General features: G+C 66.1%; 14 protein-coding genes. 4 read left to right on the top strand and 10 right to left on the bottom strand.

All coding sequences use genetic code 11. From position 1 onward, the window contains the following. Positions 1 to 49 precede the first annotated feature (49 nt). The 5 genes from ccmD to glgB all read right to left on the bottom strand — a co-directional run bounded on the left by ccmD (position 50) and on the right by glgB (position 5,016). The gene (ccmD, locus tag CKO40_RS05400) at positions 50 to 265 is read right to left on the bottom strand and encodes a heme exporter protein CcmD (protein WP_200345169.1); all 216 of its coding nucleotides are present in this window, start codon (positions 263 to 265) and stop codon (positions 50 to 52) included. Then, on the bottom strand, positions 265 to 1,020 hold the full coding sequence (gene ccsA, locus CKO40_RS05395; protein ID WP_200345168.1) for a cytochrome c biogenesis protein CcsA: 756 nt from the start codon (positions 1,018 to 1,020) through the stop codon (positions 265 to 267). The genes ccmD and ccsA overlap by 1 nt, the downstream gene beginning before the upstream one ends. Before the next feature lie 169 nt (positions 1,021 to 1,189). Then, positions 1,190 to 1,861, bottom strand: a complete 672-nt coding sequence (gene ccmB / locus CKO40_RS05390; protein WP_200345167.1) for a heme exporter protein CcmB — start codon at positions 1,859 to 1,861, stop codon at positions 1,190 to 1,192. 42 nt (positions 1,862 to 1,903) lie between these two features. Further along, positions 1,904 to 2,530, bottom strand: coding sequence for a cytochrome c biogenesis heme-transporting ATPase CcmA (ccmA, locus tag CKO40_RS05385; protein ID WP_200345166.1), 627 nt, complete (start codon positions 2,528 to 2,530; stop codon positions 1,904 to 1,906). A gap of 125 nt (positions 2,531 to 2,655) precedes the next feature. Beyond that, positions 2,656 to 5,016 carry a 1,4-alpha-glucan branching protein GlgB gene (gene glgB / locus CKO40_RS05380; RefSeq protein ID WP_200345165.1) on the bottom strand — a complete coding sequence of 787 codons (2,361 nt, stop codon included), beginning with the start codon at positions 5,014 to 5,016 and terminating at the stop codon, positions 2,656 to 2,658. 289 nt (positions 5,017 to 5,305) lie between these two features. Here glgB and glgC point away from each other — a divergent pair, with 289 nt between their 5' ends. From glgC to CKO40_RS05360, 4 genes are all read left to right on the top strand, one after another. Beyond that, positions 5,306 to 6,577 carry a glucose-1-phosphate adenylyltransferase gene (glgC, locus tag CKO40_RS05375; RefSeq protein ID WP_200345164.1) on the top strand — a complete coding sequence of 424 codons (1,272 nt, stop codon included), beginning with the start codon at positions 5,306 to 5,308 and terminating at the stop codon, positions 6,575 to 6,577. A gap of 461 nt (positions 6,578 to 7,038) precedes the next feature. Beyond that, a complete protein-coding gene (gene malQ / locus CKO40_RS05370) occupies positions 7,039 to 8,520 on the top strand; it encodes a 4-alpha-glucanotransferase (RefSeq protein WP_200345163.1) in 1,482 nt (493 codons plus the stop codon). A 286-nt stretch (positions 8,521 to 8,806) separates the two neighbouring features. Then, positions 8,807 to 10,009 carry a BtaA family protein gene (locus CKO40_RS05365; protein WP_200345162.1) on the top strand — a complete coding sequence of 401 codons (1,203 nt, stop codon included), beginning with the start codon at positions 8,807 to 8,809 and terminating at the stop codon, positions 10,007 to 10,009. A gap of 3 nt (positions 10,010 to 10,012) precedes the next feature. Then, entirely contained in the window at positions 10,013 to 10,744 is a 732-nt protein-coding gene (locus CKO40_RS05360; protein WP_200345161.1) for a class I SAM-dependent methyltransferase, read from the top strand. A gap of 494 nt (positions 10,745 to 11,238) precedes the next feature. Here CKO40_RS05360 and CKO40_RS05355 read toward each other — a convergent pair whose 3' ends face one another. The 5 genes from CKO40_RS05355 to CKO40_RS05335 form a co-directional block, all read right to left on the bottom strand. Next, a complete protein-coding gene (locus CKO40_RS05355; RefSeq protein ID WP_207173419.1) occupies positions 11,239 to 11,718 on the bottom strand; it encodes a hypothetical protein in 480 nt (159 codons plus the stop codon). Positions 11,719 to 11,767: 49 nt separating this feature from the next. Next, on the bottom strand, positions 11,768 to 12,079 hold the full coding sequence (gene yhbY, locus CKO40_RS05350; RefSeq protein WP_420827359.1) for a ribosome assembly RNA-binding protein YhbY: 312 nt from the start codon (positions 12,077 to 12,079) through the stop codon (positions 11,768 to 11,770). 662 nt (positions 12,080 to 12,741) lie between these two features. Then, positions 12,742 to 13,731 (bottom strand): YhdH/YhfP family quinone oxidoreductase, encoded by a 990-nt coding sequence (locus tag CKO40_RS05345; RefSeq protein ID WP_200345159.1) that lies wholly within the window; start codon positions 13,729 to 13,731, stop codon positions 12,742 to 12,744. A 65-nt stretch (positions 13,732 to 13,796) separates the two neighbouring features. Beyond that, positions 13,797 to 15,320 carry a fumarate hydratase gene (locus CKO40_RS05340; RefSeq protein ID WP_200345158.1) on the bottom strand — a complete coding sequence of 508 codons (1,524 nt, stop codon included), beginning with the start codon at positions 15,318 to 15,320 and terminating at the stop codon, positions 13,797 to 13,799. A 65-nt stretch (positions 15,321 to 15,385) separates the two neighbouring features. Next, positions 15,386 to 17,098 carry a sensor domain-containing diguanylate cyclase gene (locus CKO40_RS05335; protein ID WP_200345157.1) on the bottom strand — a complete coding sequence of 571 codons (1,713 nt, stop codon included), beginning with the start codon at positions 17,096 to 17,098 and terminating at the stop codon, positions 15,386 to 15,388. Between the last annotated feature and the right edge of the window lie 2 nt (positions 17,099 to 17,100).

Below are 17,100 nucleotides of genomic sequence, written 5' to 3'. Positions count from 1 at the left end.
ACGCCGCGGGCGTGCCGCGAGATCTCATTGTTGGACTCGAAGCTCATCGCTAGGGTTTCGCGCTGGCAGCGCCGGAGTCCTGCCCGGCGCCAGCGGCTGGCTTGCGCCGCGGGGTGCGCAGCCGCACCAGACGCGCGATACGGGTGAGCGTGGTGCGGTGGCTGCTGCGCAGCTGCAGGATCTCGATCAAGAGCAGTCCGAAGGTCATCCCGAACGCGCTCCAGACGTAGCCAGCATAGCCACCCTGCTGCAGGAAATCGATCATCAGACGGCCTCCTTGGCGACGACATCGCGCACCCAGGCATTGTCCGACTCACGCGACAGGATGATGTTCCGTAGCCGCGCGAACACGGCCGCGAACGAGTAGGACCAAAGCCCGAGTGTCATCGTCAGCATCGGGATCAGGATGCTCGGGTGGATGCTGCCCGGGTCGGAGCGCTGATGCAGCGCCGCGCATTGGTTTGGATCGGGGCAGTTGATCGACAGATAGATCACCGGAACCATGACCAGGCCGACGATCGCCAGCAGGGCGGCCGCGCGGTCGGCGCGGCGCATGTCGTCGATCGCCGAATGCAGGGCGATGTAGCCGATGTACAGAAAGAACAGCAGCAGCTCCGAGGTCAGCCTTGGGTCCCAGTCCCAGTAGGTGCCCCAGCTCGGCCGGCCCCAGAGGGCGCCGGTCCAGAGGGCCAGGAAGGTGAAGATCGCGCCAGTCGGCGCGACCGCCTTGGCCATCATGAAGCTCAGCCGGGTATTGAAGACCAGCCCGATCGCAGACCAGCCCGCCAGCACGAGATAGAGCCACATCGACATCCAGGCCGTCGGCACATGGACGAAGATGATGCGGTAGTACTCCTTTTGCGGGTTGCTGCCGCCGAGCCGGTCGGCGGTCTCGAAGAACCCCCAGTAGAGCGCGATCAGGACCAATGCGGCGGCGACCCCGCCGAACCAGGGGATCAGTCGGCCCGCGATCGGGTAGAACGCGGCCGGTGAGGCGAATTTGAACCAGTTGATCGTCATAATATTGCTTCGGCGTCCGGATTCTAGCAATGGTCCGAGACGTTAAGCCTTGAGCAGTGGTGACAGATTGTAAGTTGTTATCGCAATTTGCTTCGAAAAACCCGATTCTCCGGGTGGAAGCCGGGGACGTCTGTGCCCGGGCAGTCCTCGACCCGGTTCGGGTCAGCGCTCACTCGAGCGAGATCCGTAATGCCGCTGCGGCGGCCAGTGGTGCGAGCACCAAGGCGCCGAGCAGGAACGCGCCCAAAAGGTGGAAATAGGGCTCCGTATCGGCGATTTCGATCGCGCTGACGGTGACCGCGCCGGCACCATAGACCAGCACCGGGACATAGAGCGGCAGGATCAGCAGCGACAGCAGGATACCGCCCCCGCGCAGCCCCAGCGTCAGCGCCGCGCCGATCGCGCCGATCAGGCTCAACACCGGCGTGCCGACCGCCAAGGCCGCCATCATGACCCAGACCGCGGTCGCCTCCAGGTGATACTGCATCGCCACCAGCGGTGCGATCAGCACCAGTGGCAGGCCGGTGAGGAGCCAATGCGCAAGCACCTTGGCGAGGACCAAGAGCGCCAACGGCTGGCCGGTCAACAGGAGCTGCTCGAGCGTCCCGTCGTCGTAGTCGGCAGCGAACAATCGCTCCAACGCCAACATCGATGCCAGCAGCGCCGCAACCCAGACCACGCCCGGGCCCAGTGCCTGCAGCTGCTCGCGCTCGCTGCCGACGCCCAACGGGAACAGGCTGATCACGATGATGAAGAAGAACAGCGTCGTCAATACATCGGTGCGCCGCCGGAGCGCCAGCAGGATGTCCCTCGCGAGAACGGAGTAGAAGACCCTGAGCATCAGGTTTCAGGCCCGCGCAGGGTCGTCTCCAGAGGTCGGTGTCTAATCATCTGCCTCATCGAGCGTGAGTCGTTGGATCGCGCCTTGCGTCAGCGGGACCTCCTGATGGGTCGTCAGCACCACTGACCCGCCGTCTGCGACCTGCTCGGCGATCAGCTGCTGCAACAGGTCCACCGCATCGACGTCCAGCGCCGTGAAAGGCTCGTCCAAGATCCACAACGGCGCCTTGCTCAAGATCAAGCGCGTGAGCGCGACGCGCTTCTTTTGCCCTTGCGAGAGCATCCGGGTTGGCAGGTCCTCGAAGCCCTCGAGGCCGATCCGCGCCAGCGCGTCGAGGATGGCGTCATCGCCGACCGGGTCCTGATCCAGTGTGCGGGCGATCCGGAGGTTCTCGAGCCCGGTCAGATCCGCCTTGATGCCGTTGAGGTGGCCGAAGTAGAGCAGATCCCGGTTATAGTCCTCGGCCAGCTCACCGATGCTCTTCCCCTTCCAGCGGATGCGACCGGCGTCGGGCCGGAGCAGGCCGCAAAGGGCGCGCAACAGCGTTGTCTTGCCACTGCCGTTGCGGCCGCGCACGTGCAGCAGCGTCTGAGCGGGGACCTGGAACGACAGGCTGCGAAACAGCTGGCGATCCCCTCGGCGGCAGGCGAGATCGGTGACGTCGAGCATCTAGACGAGCGGGCGTATCAGGTGAGCGAGCGGTTCAGGTCCTTGCTGCATCGCGGTTCGCACTGCATCGGCAGGCCGGTCGGTCCTGCAGGCGGTCTCGGCAGGATCGGCATCCGTTCGGGCCGTCAGCCGATCCCGCGCCCGGCATCGTCGTTGGGTGGCGGCGAGCTGCTGTCGGGCGTCTCGGTCACCGCCTTCTCGGCTGTGGTGTCCACCGCTGACGCGCTGCCGGGAGCGGCCTGCCGGGCCGCTTCGGCGCGGTCGGCGCCGGCCTGTTCGGTCGGGACCGAGCTCGGGTCGAGCACCATCACGACGCCGGCGAGCGGCGGCAGGGCGAGCGGGATCGAGTGGGGGCGTCCCATCCAGCTCACCGGTTCCGATTGGACGCCGCCCTGGTTGCCGACATTGCTTCCGCCGTAGAGCTCGGCGTCCGAGTTGATCGCCTCGCGATAGAAGCCTTCGACCGGGACACCAATACGATAGTTGTCGCGCGGAACCGGCGTGAAATTGAACGCGCAGGCGACGAGCTGCTTGCCGTCCTTCGATTTGCGCAGATAGCTCAGCACCGACTGGCTGGAGTCGTGGCAGTCGATCCACTCGAACCCGCTGCTCTCGAAATCGATCTGGTGCAGCGCCGTTTCGGCCTGATAGAGCTGGTTGAGGTCTGCGACGATCTGCTTGACGCCCTGATGCGGTGGCCGCTCGAGCAGGTCCCATTCGGCCGCCGCATCGAAGTTCCACTCGCGCCCCTGGGCGAACTCGCAGCCCTGGAACAGCAGCTTCTTGCCCGGATAGGTGAACATGAAGGTGTACAACAGCCGCAGCGAGGCGAACTTCTGCCAGGCATCGCCGGGCATCTTGTCGAGCATCGACTTCTTGCCGTGGACGACCTCGTCGTGGCTGAACGGCAGCACGAAATTCTCGGTGAAGGCGTAGAGCAGGCCGAAGGTCAGCAGGTCGTGATGGTAGTGGCGGTAGATCGGGTCCTTCTCCATGTAGGAGAGGGTGTCGTGCATCCAGCCCATATTCCATTTCATGCTGAAGCCCAGGCCGCCGAGGTAGGTTGGACGCGAGACCTGCGGCCAGGAGGTCGACTCCTCGGCGACCATCAGGGTGCCGGGGTGCTGCTCGTGCGTGACGGTATTGAGCTGGCGCAGGAACTCGACCGCATCCAGGTTCTCGTTGCCGCCGTACTTGTTCGGTATCCACTCGCCGTCGTTGCGCGAATAGTCGAGGTAGAGCATCGAGGCGACCGCATCGACCCTTAACCCGTCGATGTGGTACTCGGCCAGCCAATAGAGCGCGCTCGAGAGCAGAAAGTTCTTCACCTCATGGCGGCCGTAGTTGAAGATCAGCGTGCCCCAGTCCTTGTGCTCGCCCTGGCGTGGATCGGCGTGCTCGTAGAGGGCGGTGCCGTCGTAGCGAGCGAGGGCGACCGTGTCGCGCGGAAAGTGGGCTGGCACCCAGTCGAGCAGCACGCCGATATCCTGCTGATGGAGGTAGTCGACGAAGTAACGGAAGTCTTCCGGGGTCCCGAAACGGGCCGTCGGCGCGAAGTAGCCGGTCGCCTGGTAGCCCCAGGACGCATCGAGCGGATGCTCGGTGATCGGCAGCAGTTCGATGTGGGTGAAGCCCATGCCCTTGCAATGCTCGGCGAGGCGCTCGGCGAGCTCGCGATAATTCAGGAAGCCGCCGTCGGCGTCGCGCAGCCAGGAACCGAGATGGACCTCGTAGACCGACATCGGTTGATGCTGCCAGTCGGCGCTTGCGCGCCGCTCGATCCAGTCGGCATCGCGCCATTGGAACTGGCTCGGGGCGAGCAGGATGCAGGCGTTATCGGGCCGTTCTTGGAAGGCGCCGCTGTAGGGGTCGATCTTGACCATCGGGATGCCTTCGGGCGAGCGCAGCTCGAACTTGTAGAGCGCGCCCGGCTCGAGCCCCGGAATGAATAGCTCCCAGACGCCCGAGCCCGAGCGCACCCGCATCGGATGCTCACGGCCGTCCCAGTTGTTGAAGTCCCCGACGACGCTGACACGGGCAGCACCCGGTGCCCAGACCCCGAACCGGAAGCCGGTGATGCCATCGACCTCATGCCGATGCGCGCCGAGGAAGCGATAGGCATGCCAATGGCGGCCCTCGCCGAAGAGGTGGAGGTCGAAGTCGGCGATCTGCGGGCCGAAGGTGTAGGGATCGTACTGGGTATGGACCTGGCCCTGCTTGTCGTACCAGCTGAGCTGGTAATGCCCCTGGATGGCGGCAGCGGGGCCTTCCCAAACGAAGAGGTCGGTGCCCTCGATGCGCTTCAACTCGATGTCGCCCTTGCCGACGCGGACGCGCTCGGCACGCGGCAATAGCACCCGCACGACGGCCGACCCGTCCGCTTGCTCATGGCGGCCGAGCACCTCGAAGGGATCATGATGTCGGGCCTCGACGATCTTCAGCAGCGGATCGGGTAGGTCGGGATAGCGGAGCTGGGATTCGGGCATAGCTTGTCGTGTCCTTGGGCTCTTGCCGGGTCGCTTGGGGCGCGCTAGGGCGGGCCGCTGGTGCACCCGTACTTTCGCGGGATCGCTGCGGTCAGCGTTTGCAACTCAGCGTTTGCAACGCAGGGGCGCCCAGGCCTGTCGCCCCGATCTTGTGCACCCCGATGCGAAACGTCAGAGCGATGTTACCATAGCGACGATCGGCCCCGGTTGCGGTCAGGGTTGAGATCGACGACGGCCCGCCACCGGCGATTCCCATTTCCCAACCGGCGCTCGCGCCCGAAGGTTCAGCATGCCAGAAGCGGGCCCTCGCTTCGTCAGTCGCCTGACGCGCAATACGCTGGCGCTCATCCTCGCTGGTGGGCGCGGCTCGCGTTTACGTCAGCTCACCCAATGGCGCTCGAAACCGGCGGTGCCCTTCGGCGGGAAGTTCCGGATCGTCGACTTCCCGCTCTCCAACTGCATCAATTCAGGCATCCGGCGCATCGGTGTGCTGACCCAGTACAAGGCGCACTCACTGATCCTGCACATCCAGAAGGGCTGGGGTTTCCTGCGCGGGGAATTCGGCGAGTTCGTCGAGCTGTGGCCGGCGCAGCAGCGCGTTACCGAGACCGCCTGGTATGCGGGTACGGCCGATGCGGTGTTTCAGAACCTCGACATCATCCGCAATCACGACCCGGATTATGTGCTCGTGCTCGCCGGCGACCATGTCTACCAGATGGATTACGGGCCGATGATCGCGCAGCATGTCGAGTCCGGCGCCGAGATGACGATCGGCTGCATCGAGGTCGAGCGCGAGCGGGCGAGCGGCTTTGGCATCATCAGTGTCGATGACGATGGGCGCGTGCGCGCGTTCGTCGAAAAGCCGGCTGATCCGCCATCGGTGCCGGGCAGGGAGGATGTCGCGCTGGCGTCGATGGGGATCTATGTCTTCAGCCGAGAGTTTCTATTCGAGCAGGTCATCAGTGATGCCGATACGGCCGGCTCCAGCCACGATTTCGGCAAGGACGTGATCCCGCGCGCGATCGCTCACTACCAGGTCATGGCCTATCCGTTCCGTGACCCGCACAGCGGCGCCCAAGCCTATTGGCGCGATGTCGGCACCCTGGACGCGTTCTGGGAGGCGAATCTGGAGCTGATCGGTGTGACGCCGCCGCTCAGCCTCTATGACGAAAACTGGCCCCTTTGGACCTATCAAGAGCAGCTTCCCCCTGCCAAATTCGTCTTCGATGACGACATCCGCCGCGGAATGGCGGTGGACTCGATGGTCTCCGGGGGTTGTATCATCTCGGGTGCACTCGTGCGCCACTCGCTGCTGTTCTCCAATGTGCGCGTGCACTCGTTCGCGCATGTCGAGGACAGCGTGATCCTTCCGAACGTCGATATCGGGCGCGGCTGCATCGTCCGGCGAGCGATCGTCGACCACTGGTGCCGGCTGCCCGAGGGGATGCGCATCGGCTGTGATCGCGCCGAGGACGCGGCCGCCGGCTTTGAGGTCTCGGAGGGTGGGGTCACGCTGGTGACACCCGAGATGCTCGGCCAGACGATCAACCGGGTGAGCTGAGCCCTGCTGAGCTGTTGCCAGGCCGCGCCAGGATCGACTAGTGCAAGACAGCGGACATCCCGAGGCCGATTGTCGCCGCTCCCAATGGTCGTGGGGTAGGAGCCCGCTTGCGGGCGATTGTCGCCGCCGCGAGTGCGGCCTGGGTCGCCCGCAAGCGGGCTCCTACAACGCTGAGAGCCAGATGGCAGGAAGAGGGTCTCGGCATTTCTGACGCGATGCACTAGTCCCTTGCTGGGCTCCCGTTGAGCTCTCGTTGGGCTCCCGTTGGGCTCCCGTTGGGCTCCCGCTGGGCTCCCGTTGGGCTCCCGTTGGGCTCCCGTTGGGCTCCCGCTGGGCTCGCGTTGGGCCGGCTGCCTGGCATGGCGCTGTCATCACGGGGGGAGGACCCGCGAGAGGCGCAACCACTCTGATCGCCGTTTCCACCACGCCTGTAAACCACTTCCGCTGTTCCTGTATCTGCTATGGACGATGCCCCTGCCACCGATTGCCTTGATCGACGCCGCGCCTGCGTGCTGCTGCATCTGACCTCGTTGCCCGGCGGCGGCCCCTGCGGGGACCTTGGGCCGGAGGCCTACAACTTCGTGAGCTTCCTGGCCGATTGCGGCGTCACTGTCTGGCAGATGCTGCCGGTTGGTCCGCCGCAGATCGGTGATTCGCCCTATCAAACCAGCTCGGCGCATGCCGGCAGCCCCCGACTGATCGGACTGGAGCCGCTTGCCGAGGCGGGTTGGATCGCGGGCGAGCTGCCGGCCGATCTGAGTGACGCAAGCAAGCGTGCGCTGTTGCTCGATGCCTACAAGGGCTTTCAGCGCTCGGCGACGGATCAGGATCGCGCCGCGCTGGACGCGTTCTGTGAAGCGCAGCGATTCTGGCTGGAAGACTATGCGCTGTACCGAGCCATCCACGAGGAGCGCGAGAGACCCTGGTGGGAATGGCCGAAGGGCCTCAGGGATCGGGATGGGCGCAGCCTGGGTCAGGCGCGCCGCCGCCTGGCCAAACAGCTTGGCTATATCCGCTTCGAGCAGTTCCTGTTCTTTCGCCAATGGGACGCGTTACGTGCGTATGCGAACGCGCGCGGGGTGCGTCTGTTCGGCGATATGCCAATCTTCGTTGCCCATGATAGCGCCGAGGTCTGGGCGCGACCCGGCGACTTCGATCTCAACGCCGATGGGTCCTGCCGGGTCGTCGCCGGCGTGCCGCCCGATTACTTCTCGGCAACCGGACAGCGCTGGGGCAACCCGCTCTACCGCTGGGATCAGTTGAAGAAGAACGGCTTTCGCTTCTGGTTGGACCGGATGCGCACCCAGCTGCGGCTGTTCGATATGATCCGGATCGACCATTTTCGCGGCTTCGAGGCCTACTGGGAGGTTCCGGCCGAGGAAGACACGGCGTTGAATGGCAGCTGGGTCAAGGCCGAAGGCGATGCGCTCTTCGCGCAGCTCAAGCAGGAGCTAGGGACCTTGCCGCTGATCGCCGAGGACCTGGGCGTGATCACCGACGAGGTCGATGCGCTGCGGCGCAAATACCGGATGCCGGGCATGAAGGTGCTGCAGTTCGCGTTCGAGGGTGGTCCCGATAACCCCTATCTGCCGTTTCATCATAGCCGCGACTCGGTGACCTATACCGGCACCCACGACAACGACACGACGCTGGGCTGGTATGAGGCGCTGGACGCCGGGCTGCGCGCCCATGTCGACGACTATCTGGGCCATTCTCAGGAGCCGATGCCCTGGCCGATGATTCGCGCTGCATTGGCCTCCCGAGCCGACTTGGCGGTGGTGCCGATGCAGGACCTGATGGGGCTCGGTGGTGCGCACCGGATGAACCGCCCTGGGGTTGCGATCGGGAATTGGCAGTGGCGCTTCCAATGGGACGAACTCGATGACGCGCTGCCGGCCCGGTTCGCGCACCTGGTGGCGCTCTATGGGCGCAGGCCTGGCTAACGTTCATCGCACGGTGCCACCCCGGACGATGAATCCCGCGTGATTCACGGTAATGATCATGACGGCGCGTTGATAGGGCCGGTGCTCAGGGCCTGTGCTCCGGGCTGGTGCTCAGGGCTGGTGCTCAGGGCTGATGCTCAGGGTTGGGCTCAGGGATGGCTAAGGGCCGGCCTCGGCAGCGCCTGCGGTCACGCACCGGCAACAGGTCCGTCTTCTGACTGCCACGGAATCGTCACATGCGCTTGGTAGCCTTGAGCGGTTTATTTGCCACCGGGGCGCCAATGCCATGCCCGTATCGACCAAGCCCAGTCTCTCGGATCGCTTCGATCAGAAGGTCTTCGATGCGATCTACTCGCGCGCCCTGGTCTACAACACCTGCTGGGAAGACCCGGCGGTCGATCGGATGGTGCTCAATATCGCGCCCGAAGACCGCATCCTGGTCATTACCAGCGCCGGCTGTAACGTGCTCGATTACGCGCTGGTCGGTCCGGCCGAGATCCATGCCGTCGATGCCAACCCGCGCCAGAATGCGCTGCTGGAGCTGAAGCTGGCCGGGATTCGGCATCTCGAATACGAGGATTTCTTCGCTGCCTTTGGGCACGGGCATCATCCGCGGTTCGAGGCACTCTACCGGCGCACGCTGCGAGCCGACCTCTCGCCGTTCGCGCGCGGCTTCTGGGACAAGCGCATCCGCTGGTTCGGGAATCCGCGCGGCAGCTTCTATTTCCACGGGCTCTCGGGCATCGTCGCCAAGGGATTCCACACCTATCTGCGGATGCGCCCGCGGCTTGCGGCCAGCATCGCGGAGCTGTTCGAGACCCGGTCACTGGATGACCAGCGGCACGTCTACGAGACCCGCGTCCAGCCGCTGATCTGGTCGCCGACGATCAACTGGACGCTGTCTCGTCAGTTGACGATGAGCATGCTCGGCGTGCCGCATCCGCAGCGCAAGGAGGTCCAGGATCAGCACGAGCGCGGTGTCGCCGGCTTCGTGCGCGAATCGATCGACTATGTCTTCGGCCAGCTCCCGGTCTGGACCAACTACTTCTGGGCGGTCTATGTGCGCGGCCGCTATACCCAGGACTGCTGCCCCGAGTACCTGAAGCCGGACAACTTCAGTGCGTTGAAGGCTGGACTCGCGGACTGTATCCAACTGCATACCGCGACCGTCTCCGAGCTGCTCACGACGACCGAGCAGCGCTTCTCGAAGTATGTGCTGCTCGATCACATGGACTGGATGAGCAGCTACGCGCCCGAGGCGCTGACCGAAGAATGGCGGCTGGTCCTGAAACGGGCGCGCGCCGACGCCCGGATCATCTTCCGCAGCGCCCATGCGGCGCCGGCCTACCTGCAGGATCTTGAGCTTGGCGCCGGGCATGGTCGTCTGCGCGACTGTCTGCGGTTCCATCCGGACCTGTCGGCGCGGATGCAGCCGTTGGATCGGGTGCACACCTACGCCGGTTTCCATATCGCCGACGTTGCGGTCTGAACGATGGCGGTGGGCTCGCTGGCATCGGACCTCCGGGTGCTGCTCGCGATGCTGCGCGGGCAGCCGCGCACTGGCTCCCACGCCGAGCGGCTGCAGGCGTTCTATGCACCACAGGCGGAGCGCTACGACGCCTTTCGCGCGCGTTTGCTGCATGGCCGGGCCGAGCTGATCGCGCAGCTCGGCGTTCCCGCTGGCGCTCATGTGGTCGAGCTCGGGGCTGGAACCGGCCAGAATCTTCTGTTCTTCGATGAGCGCCTGGCCGCGTTGGGGCGGGCGGACCTAGTCGATCTCTGTCCGGCCTTGATCGCTGCGGCGCGCCGGCGCACCGCGGCGATGGCGAACGTGCGGGTGCACGAGGCCGATGCCTGCCATTGGCAGCCCGAGCAGTCGGTTGATGCGGTCTATCTGGCCTACGCGCTGACGATGATCCCGGACTGGGCGGCAGCGATCGAGAATGCGATCCGGATGCTAAGGCCGGGCGGTGTGTTGGGCGTGGTCGATTTCTATGTCTCGGCGTCGGCGCCGGAGGCGGGGCAGGTGCGGCACTCGGCATTGACGCGGGCGTTCTGGCCGCGCTGGTTCCGGCACGATGGCGTGCATCTCGACCCGCAGCGCCTGCAGCGGTTGCGCGAGCGGTTGCCACAGCATCAGCTCGTCGAGCAGATGGCGCCGGTCCCCTATCTCCCGGGGCTGCGGGTGCCTTACTATCGTTTCGTCGGGCGTAAGCCCGGGTGAGCAGGTCGGTGCGCGCGTCGCCGACTCGATCTGGCTGAGCCGATGCGATCTGGCAGAATTGGGCTGCGTCGCTTCGTTTTGACCGAGTTGAGGTCGGTGATCGCGGCGGTGCACATCGACCGCGAAGCGTTCAGATGCTTTCAGTCGCTTCAGCCTCCTGTCTGCTCAGCGCGGCCGCCAGCGGCCGTTTCGAGGTGTATAGCCATTCCGCCTGATCGCCGGACAGAAAGCGCCGGAACAGTCAGCACCGATGGGCTCAGCTTGTCCGGAAACCAGGGCGAGTGACTATATACCCAAAGCACGTCAATTTTCGGCACGGCAGAGCGGAGGGTCGGGTGACGGCGAGCGGGGGTGTCGACGGCATGGATGCCGTCGTCAAGCCTCCACGGAGGGATTCACGGCGTCCCCCGAGCGCCGTGACGCGACGCGGAGCGGTCGAGCAAAACCGGAAAACTGATTTGAGATGGGTATAAGACCCTCTCGGTGGATGGCGGCTATTGCTGGATCAGCTGACCTGCTGAGTCGAGCAGTTGCTGCCCCTGATGCCTCATCGCCTCGGCGACGGCGCGGGCGAGGGCGGACCCGCTCAGGGTCTGGCCATTGATGATGACCTTGCTCGGTGAGGTGGCATAGGCGGTCAGTGGGTCGGCGAGCTGCTGGGCGGTGTCGTCGACCGCGTTGTACGGGTAGTAGCAGCGTGCCGCGCCGTTGCCGCTGGGGGCGGTCCAACCGAGCTGGATCACGGCGTCCTGATAGCCTGGGGTCTGGGTGGTGACCTTGGACCATGTCGGCGTCGCGCCTGAGCCGAGCTGTCCTCGGACCAGGTCCTTGCAGAGGGTGATGCGGACATCCTCGCCCGGGTTGCCGCAGCTGACCAAGAAGGCGATGGGCAAGAGCGCGGTCACGAGGGATCGGCGGGGCCGTTGCTGTCGAGCCTGAGGGGCAAGCAGGCTTGCGGGCGTGATCGGGGGCATGGGTTGATCCTTGTTTTGGAGCGGCAGCAGGTTTAGAGCGGCAGCAGGTTCAGAGCGGCAGCAGGATACGGTCGCGGCGCTCGGGGTTGGCGCGGAAGTAGCAGGCGGTGTTGCCGATGCGTTGCACCAGGTCGGCATTGGCGCGCTCGGCGATCGCGGTGACGATCCCATCGCGCTCGTCGTGGTCGCCGCCTGGGACCTTGACCTTGACGAGCTCGTGATGATCGAGTGCGAGCTCGATCTCGGCGAGGACGGCGTCGCTGAGGCCAGCGGCGCCGAGCTGGACGATGGGCTTGAGGTGGTGCGCCTGCTTCTTCAGCCAGCGGCGTTGATGGTCGGTGATGGGGATCGGTTGTGGCACGTTGGTCTACTTGGGCGTTGGTGCGTCGGTCGATAGGTTGCCGAGGAGGGGCTGAACAGGGCTTGGTTGTAGAGCCATTCCGCTTGATCGCCGGACAGAAAGCGCCGGAACAATCAGCACCGATCGGCTCAGCCTGTCCGGAAACCAGGGCAGGTGACGGTAGAGTCTAACAGGCGATCACAGAATGGCCGCTGTGCCCAACGATATCGGCCGCTTGCGCAGGTCGGGCGGGCGGTGGTGGGCCCGGGACGGGCAGCGCCGCGCGGGGGACGCCGTGAATCCATCCTTGGAGGCTCGGCGATCGCCGTCCTGGCGATCGACGCCCCCGCGCGGCGCCGCCCGTCCCGGACCATCGGCTGTCGTGCTGGCTGCGGACGCTGTGGCGGCTGACTCGAGCGCTAGTGCAAGACAGCGGAAACCCCGAGACCGATGGTCGCTGCCGCCAATGGTCGTGGGGTAGGAGCCCGCTTGCAGGCGACCAGGCCGCGCTTACGGCTGCGAAGATCGCCCGCAAGCGGGCTCCTACAGCGCTGAGAGCCAGATGGCAGGAAAGGGGTCTCGGCATTTCTGAGGCGATGCACTAGGCGATCGGGATTAGACATTGGTGTTGGCTGCGCTCAGGTTTGGGAGGGCGCTGGGTTTGCGTGGCTGCTGGCACGCATTTAGCCGGGCCTGACCAGGATGCGGCCGTGGGTCTCGCCGGCGAGCATCCGGTCGAAGGTTGCGGGGAGGGCGTTCAGGTCGATCTCGTCACTGACCAGGGAATCGAGATCGGCCGGTCGCCAGTCGCTGGCAAGATGGCGCCAGAGCTCGGCGCGCAGCGGGAATGGGATCTCGACCGAATGACAGCCGAGCAGGCTGATGCCGCGCAGGATGAAGGGCATCACCGTGGTCTCGAGGTCGCTGCCGCCGGCGAGACCGATGCTGGCGATGTTGCCGTAGGTGACGACGGTGCGGGTGATCCGTGCGAGCATCGGGCCGCCGACGTTGTCGACGGCGCCGCCCCAGATGGCCTTCTCGAGCGGGCGGTCGCCGCCGGGGAGTTCGTCGCGGCCGATGAGGCGGCTGGCGCCGAGTTGGGTGAGCCAGTCGTGGAGATCGGCCTTGCCGGAGACGCCGACGACCTCGAAGCCGAGCTGCGCGAGGATCGCGATCGCGAGGCAGCCGACACCGCCGCTGGCGCCGGTGACCAGGATCGGGCCGAGTCCGGGGTGCTGGCCGTTGACCAGCAGTCGGTGCACGGCCAGCGCGGCGGTGAAGCCGGCGGTGCCAAGGATCATGGCCTGGCGCGGGTCGAGACCGTCCGGCATCTTGGCGAGCCAGTCGCCGGGGACGCAGAGGGTCTCGGCATAGCCGCCGTCGTGATCGAAGGCCATGCCGAAGCCGGTGGCGATGACCGCGTCGCCCGCCTTCCAGCAGGGGTGGCGCGATTGCTCGACCTGGCCGGCGGCATCGATGCCGCCGGTGATCGGAAAGCGCTTGATCACCTTGCCGCGGCCGGCGCCGGCGAGGGCGTCCTTGTAGTTGACGCTGGAATGGCTGACGCGCAGCAGGACCTCGCCCTCACGCGGGGTAGGTGTGGCGATGCGCTCGACGCCGGCGCGATGGCCCTGGTCGTCTTGATGGATGCGGAAGGCGGTTTGCTCACTCAATGCGCTGGCTCCTGGTGGTGGATGCGTTGACCGGTCAGGCGGCCTCGATGATCAGCCGATGCCGCTCATTCCACACGGATTGGGATCTCGGCGATGCGCGAGCGCCATTGGCGCGGGCCGGTCTCGTGGACCGAGACGCCCTCGGTGTCGACGGCGACGGTGACCGGCATGTCTTCGACCTCGAACTCGCGGATCGCCTCCATGCCGAGGTCCTCGAAGGCGACCAGGCGGGCGGATTTGATCGCCTTGGAGACCAGATAGGCGGCGCCGCCGACCGCGATCAGATAGACGGCGCGATGGCGGCGGATGGCGTCGATCGCCTCCGGGCCGCGCTCGGCCTTGCCGATCATGCCGATCAGGCCGGTCGCGGCGAGCAGCCGCTCGGTGAACTTGTCCATCCGGGTGGAGGTCGTGGGGCCGGCGGGGCCGACGACCTCGTCGCCGATCGGGTCGACCGGGCCGACGTAGTAGAGGAAGCGGTTGCTCAGGTCGACGCCGTCGGGCAGCGGCTCGCCGCGCTCGATGAGCTCGATCAGGCGCTTGTGGGCGGCGTCGCGGCCGGTGAGCAGTTTGCCGGAGAGCAGCAGCCGTTCGCCCGGCTGCCAGCGGGCGATCTCGCCGCGGGTGACTGTGTTCAGGTCGACCCGGCGCGCGCCGGCGGCGGCGTCCCAGGTGATCTGCGGCCAGGTGTCGAGCTTCGGCGGGTCGAGCTGCGCGGGGCCGGAGCCGTCCAGGGTGAAGCGGCAGTGGCGGGTGGCAGCGCAGTTCGGGATCAAGGCGACTGGCAGCGAGGCGGCGTGGGTCGGGAAGATCCGGATGTGGACGTCGAGCACCGTGGTCAGGCCGCCGAGCCCTTGGGCGCCGATGCCGAGCGCGTTGACCTTTTCGTGCAATTCGAGGCGCATCGCCTCGATCGCGTCGGCCGGACCGCGCGCCTTGAGCGCATGGATGTCGATCGGGGCGTTGAGCGCCTCCTTGGCCATCAGCATCGCCTTCTCGGCGGAGCCGCCGATGCCGAGGCCAAGGATGCCGGGCGGGCACCAGCCGGCGCCCATGCTCGGCAGCTGCTCGAGCACCCAGTCGACAACGCTGGCGCTCGGATTCAGGATCGCGAAGCGGGCCTTGTTCTCGGAGCCGCCGCCCTTGGCCGCGAGCTCGACCTCGAGGGTCTCGCCGGGGACGAGCTCGGTATGGACGATCGCCGGGGTGTTGTCGCCGGTGTTGCGGCGGCCGCCGATCGGCGGGTCGACGATCGAGGCGCGCAGGATGTTGCTCGGATCGGTGTAGGCGCGGCGGACGCCTTCGTCGATCAGTGCCTGCAGGCTGCGACGGCTGTCCCATTGCAGCCCCATCCCGACCTTGACGAAGGCGATGACGATGCCGGTGTCCTGGCAGATCGGGCGGTGGCCTTCGGCGCAGAGACGGGAGTTGATCAGGATCTGGGCCATCGCGTCCTTGGCCGCGGGCGATTCCTCGGCCTCGTAGGCGGCGGTCAGGGCACGCAGGTAGTCGGGCGGATGGTAGTAGGAGATGTATTGCAGCGCGTCGGCGACGCTGGCGATCAGGTCCTCTTCGCGGATTCGGGTCATGGAAGGACGGCTCTCTAGGGGTGTGCTCGGTGCCGCATTGGAGGCGGTGGTGCTGAACCGGCCTCTCAGGCGCGCGCGCTGGAGGTGAGGTCGCAGACGCGGTTGCGCCCTGCCTGCTTGGCCGCGTAGAGCGCCCGGTCGGCGCGATTGACTACAGCGTCCTGGCTGTCGCTTCCGAGGGCGCAGGCGGCGAGGCCGGCGCTGCTGGTGATCGTCAGTGCGTGTCCCTCGACCTGAAAGCGTGCTTGGGCGATCTGCTCGCGCAGGCGCTCGGTCAGGACGCGGCCTTGCTGGATGTCGGTATCGGGCATCAGGATCAGGAACTCTTCGCCACCCCAGCGGGCGATCCAATCGGCCTCGCGGCTCTGGCTGCTCAGCAGCCGTGCGATCTCGCGCAACAGCGCATCGCCTGCGACGTGGCCATAGGTGTCATTGACCTGTTTGAAGTGATCCAGATCCAGGATCGCGATGCAGTAGGGATGGTGTCCGCGGGTGCATTGCGCGTGGATACGGCGGATCGAGCGCCACATCCCGCGGCGGTTGAGGAGGTCGGTCAAGGGGTCATGATCGGCGTTGTAGGCGAGCTTCAGCTCGGCCTCCTTGCGCCGGGTGATGTCGAGGTGCAGGCCGGTGGCCGCCAGCGCAGCCCCGTCTGCGTCGCGCTCATAGACGCGCGCATGATCCTGAATCCAGACCCAGTGTCCGTCGCGGTGCCGAATGCGATACTCGGCCGTGAAGTCGTCCAGTCCGCCGTAGAGCACCTGGTCGGTCTGGTCGGCGAAGCTGGCGATGTCGTCCGGGTGGACGTTCTGCAACCACCAGTCGTAGTCGACCTCGAGTTCGCCGGGCTTGTAGCCGAGCTGCTCGAGATAACGCTCGTCGACGCTGACCTCACCGGTCTTGAAGTCGGCCGTAAAGGTGCCGATGCCACCGGATTCGAGGGCGAGGTCGAGCATGCGCTGAGCACGCGACAGGGCCAGCTCGGCAAGCTTGCGCTCATGGATGTCGCGCCCGACACCGACGATCGCGGTCACCTGCCCCTGCTCGTCGAGGATGGCCGAGTCGGACCAGCCAAGCCAACGCCAGCCCTGGCTCGTCATCGCCCGCTGCTCGAGGTAGCACTGGTGCGGGGGGCGATAGAGATCGGCCATCGCACGCTCGGTCTGGGCGCGATCCTCCGGGTGCACCAACGGCATGAACTTCCGGCCCAGGAGCTCGTGCTCGCCCTTGGCGAAGGTGCGGCAGTAGGCGGGACTGACGAACAGGAAACGCCCTGCGGCATCGACCTTGACGATCAGGTCGGTCTGTTGCTCGACCAGCAGGCGGTAGTTGGCCTCGCGCTCGCGCAATGCGGTGTTCACCGCCTGTTGTGCAGTGACGTCCTGAATGAAGCCGGCGAGCTTTCGGATCGAGCCATCGGTCTCCCGCATCGCCGTGCCATAGACGCGTGCATGGCCCTCGCTGGCGTCGTCGCGGCGGATGCGGAAGGTCAGGTCGTAGGGGGTGCCGTGCGCGCCGCAGGCGTCGATGGCCTGCTTCAGCTGCGGCCAATCCTCGGCGTGGAGATAGCGCCGGAGGTCGCTGATCAACGGCTCGCCGCGCTCTGGATCACGGCGGAAGATCGCGAAGACCTGTTTGGACCAGATCGGGCGCTGGGTCGCGACATCCAAGAACCAGTGACCGAGCTGCGCCATCCGCTCGGCCGCGTCCAGCATCTCCTCGACCTGGTCGGGGGTCAGCGGAAAGGCTGGCGCTTTGGTCGGCTGGTCGGTGTCCATGT

It is taken from the genome of Halochromatium glycolicum (genome assembly GCF_016584085.1).
Classification (GTDB): Bacteria; Pseudomonadota; Gammaproteobacteria; order Chromatiales; family Chromatiaceae; genus Lamprobacter; species Lamprobacter glycolicus.
This window is presented reverse-complemented; position numbering and strand designations above follow the sequence as displayed.

Coding starts and splice junctions, on each gene's coding strand:
- CKO40_RS05355 (WP_207173419.1), bottom strand. CDS start 11,718: ATGCCCCCGATCACGCCCGCAAGCCTGCTTGCCCCTCAGGCTCGACAG.
- ccmB (WP_200345167.1), bottom strand. CDS start 1,861: ATGCTCAGGGTCTTCTACTCCGTTCTCGCGAGGGACATCCTGCTGGCG.
- CKO40_RS05360 (WP_200345161.1), top strand. CDS start 10,013: ATGGCGGTGGGCTCGCTGGCATCGGACCTCCGGGTGCTGCTCGCGATG.
- CKO40_RS05365 (WP_200345162.1), top strand. CDS start 8,807: ATGCCCGTATCGACCAAGCCCAGTCTCTCGGATCGCTTCGATCAGAAG.
- ccmA (WP_200345166.1), bottom strand. CDS start 2,530: ATGCTCGACGTCACCGATCTCGCCTGCCGCCGAGGGGATCGCCAGCTG.
- CKO40_RS05335 (WP_200345157.1), bottom strand. CDS start 17,098: ATGGACACCGACCAGCCGACCAAAGCGCCAGCCTTTCCGCTGACCCCC.
- ccmD (WP_200345169.1), bottom strand. CDS start 265: ATGATCGATTTCCTGCAGCAGGGTGGCTATGCTGGCTACGTCTGGAGC.
- glgB (WP_200345165.1), bottom strand. CDS start 5,016: ATGCCCGAATCCCAGCTCCGCTATCCCGACCTACCCGATCCGCTGCTG.
- ccsA (WP_200345168.1), bottom strand. CDS start 1,020: ATGACGATCAACTGGTTCAAATTCGCCTCACCGGCCGCGTTCTACCCG.
- glgC (WP_200345164.1), top strand. CDS start 5,306: ATGCCAGAAGCGGGCCCTCGCTTCGTCAGTCGCCTGACGCGCAATACG.
- malQ (WP_200345163.1), top strand. CDS start 7,039: ATGGACGATGCCCCTGCCACCGATTGCCTTGATCGACGCCGCGCCTGC.
- CKO40_RS05340 (WP_200345158.1), bottom strand. CDS start 15,320: ATGACCCGAATCCGCGAAGAGGACCTGATCGCCAGCGTCGCCGACGCG.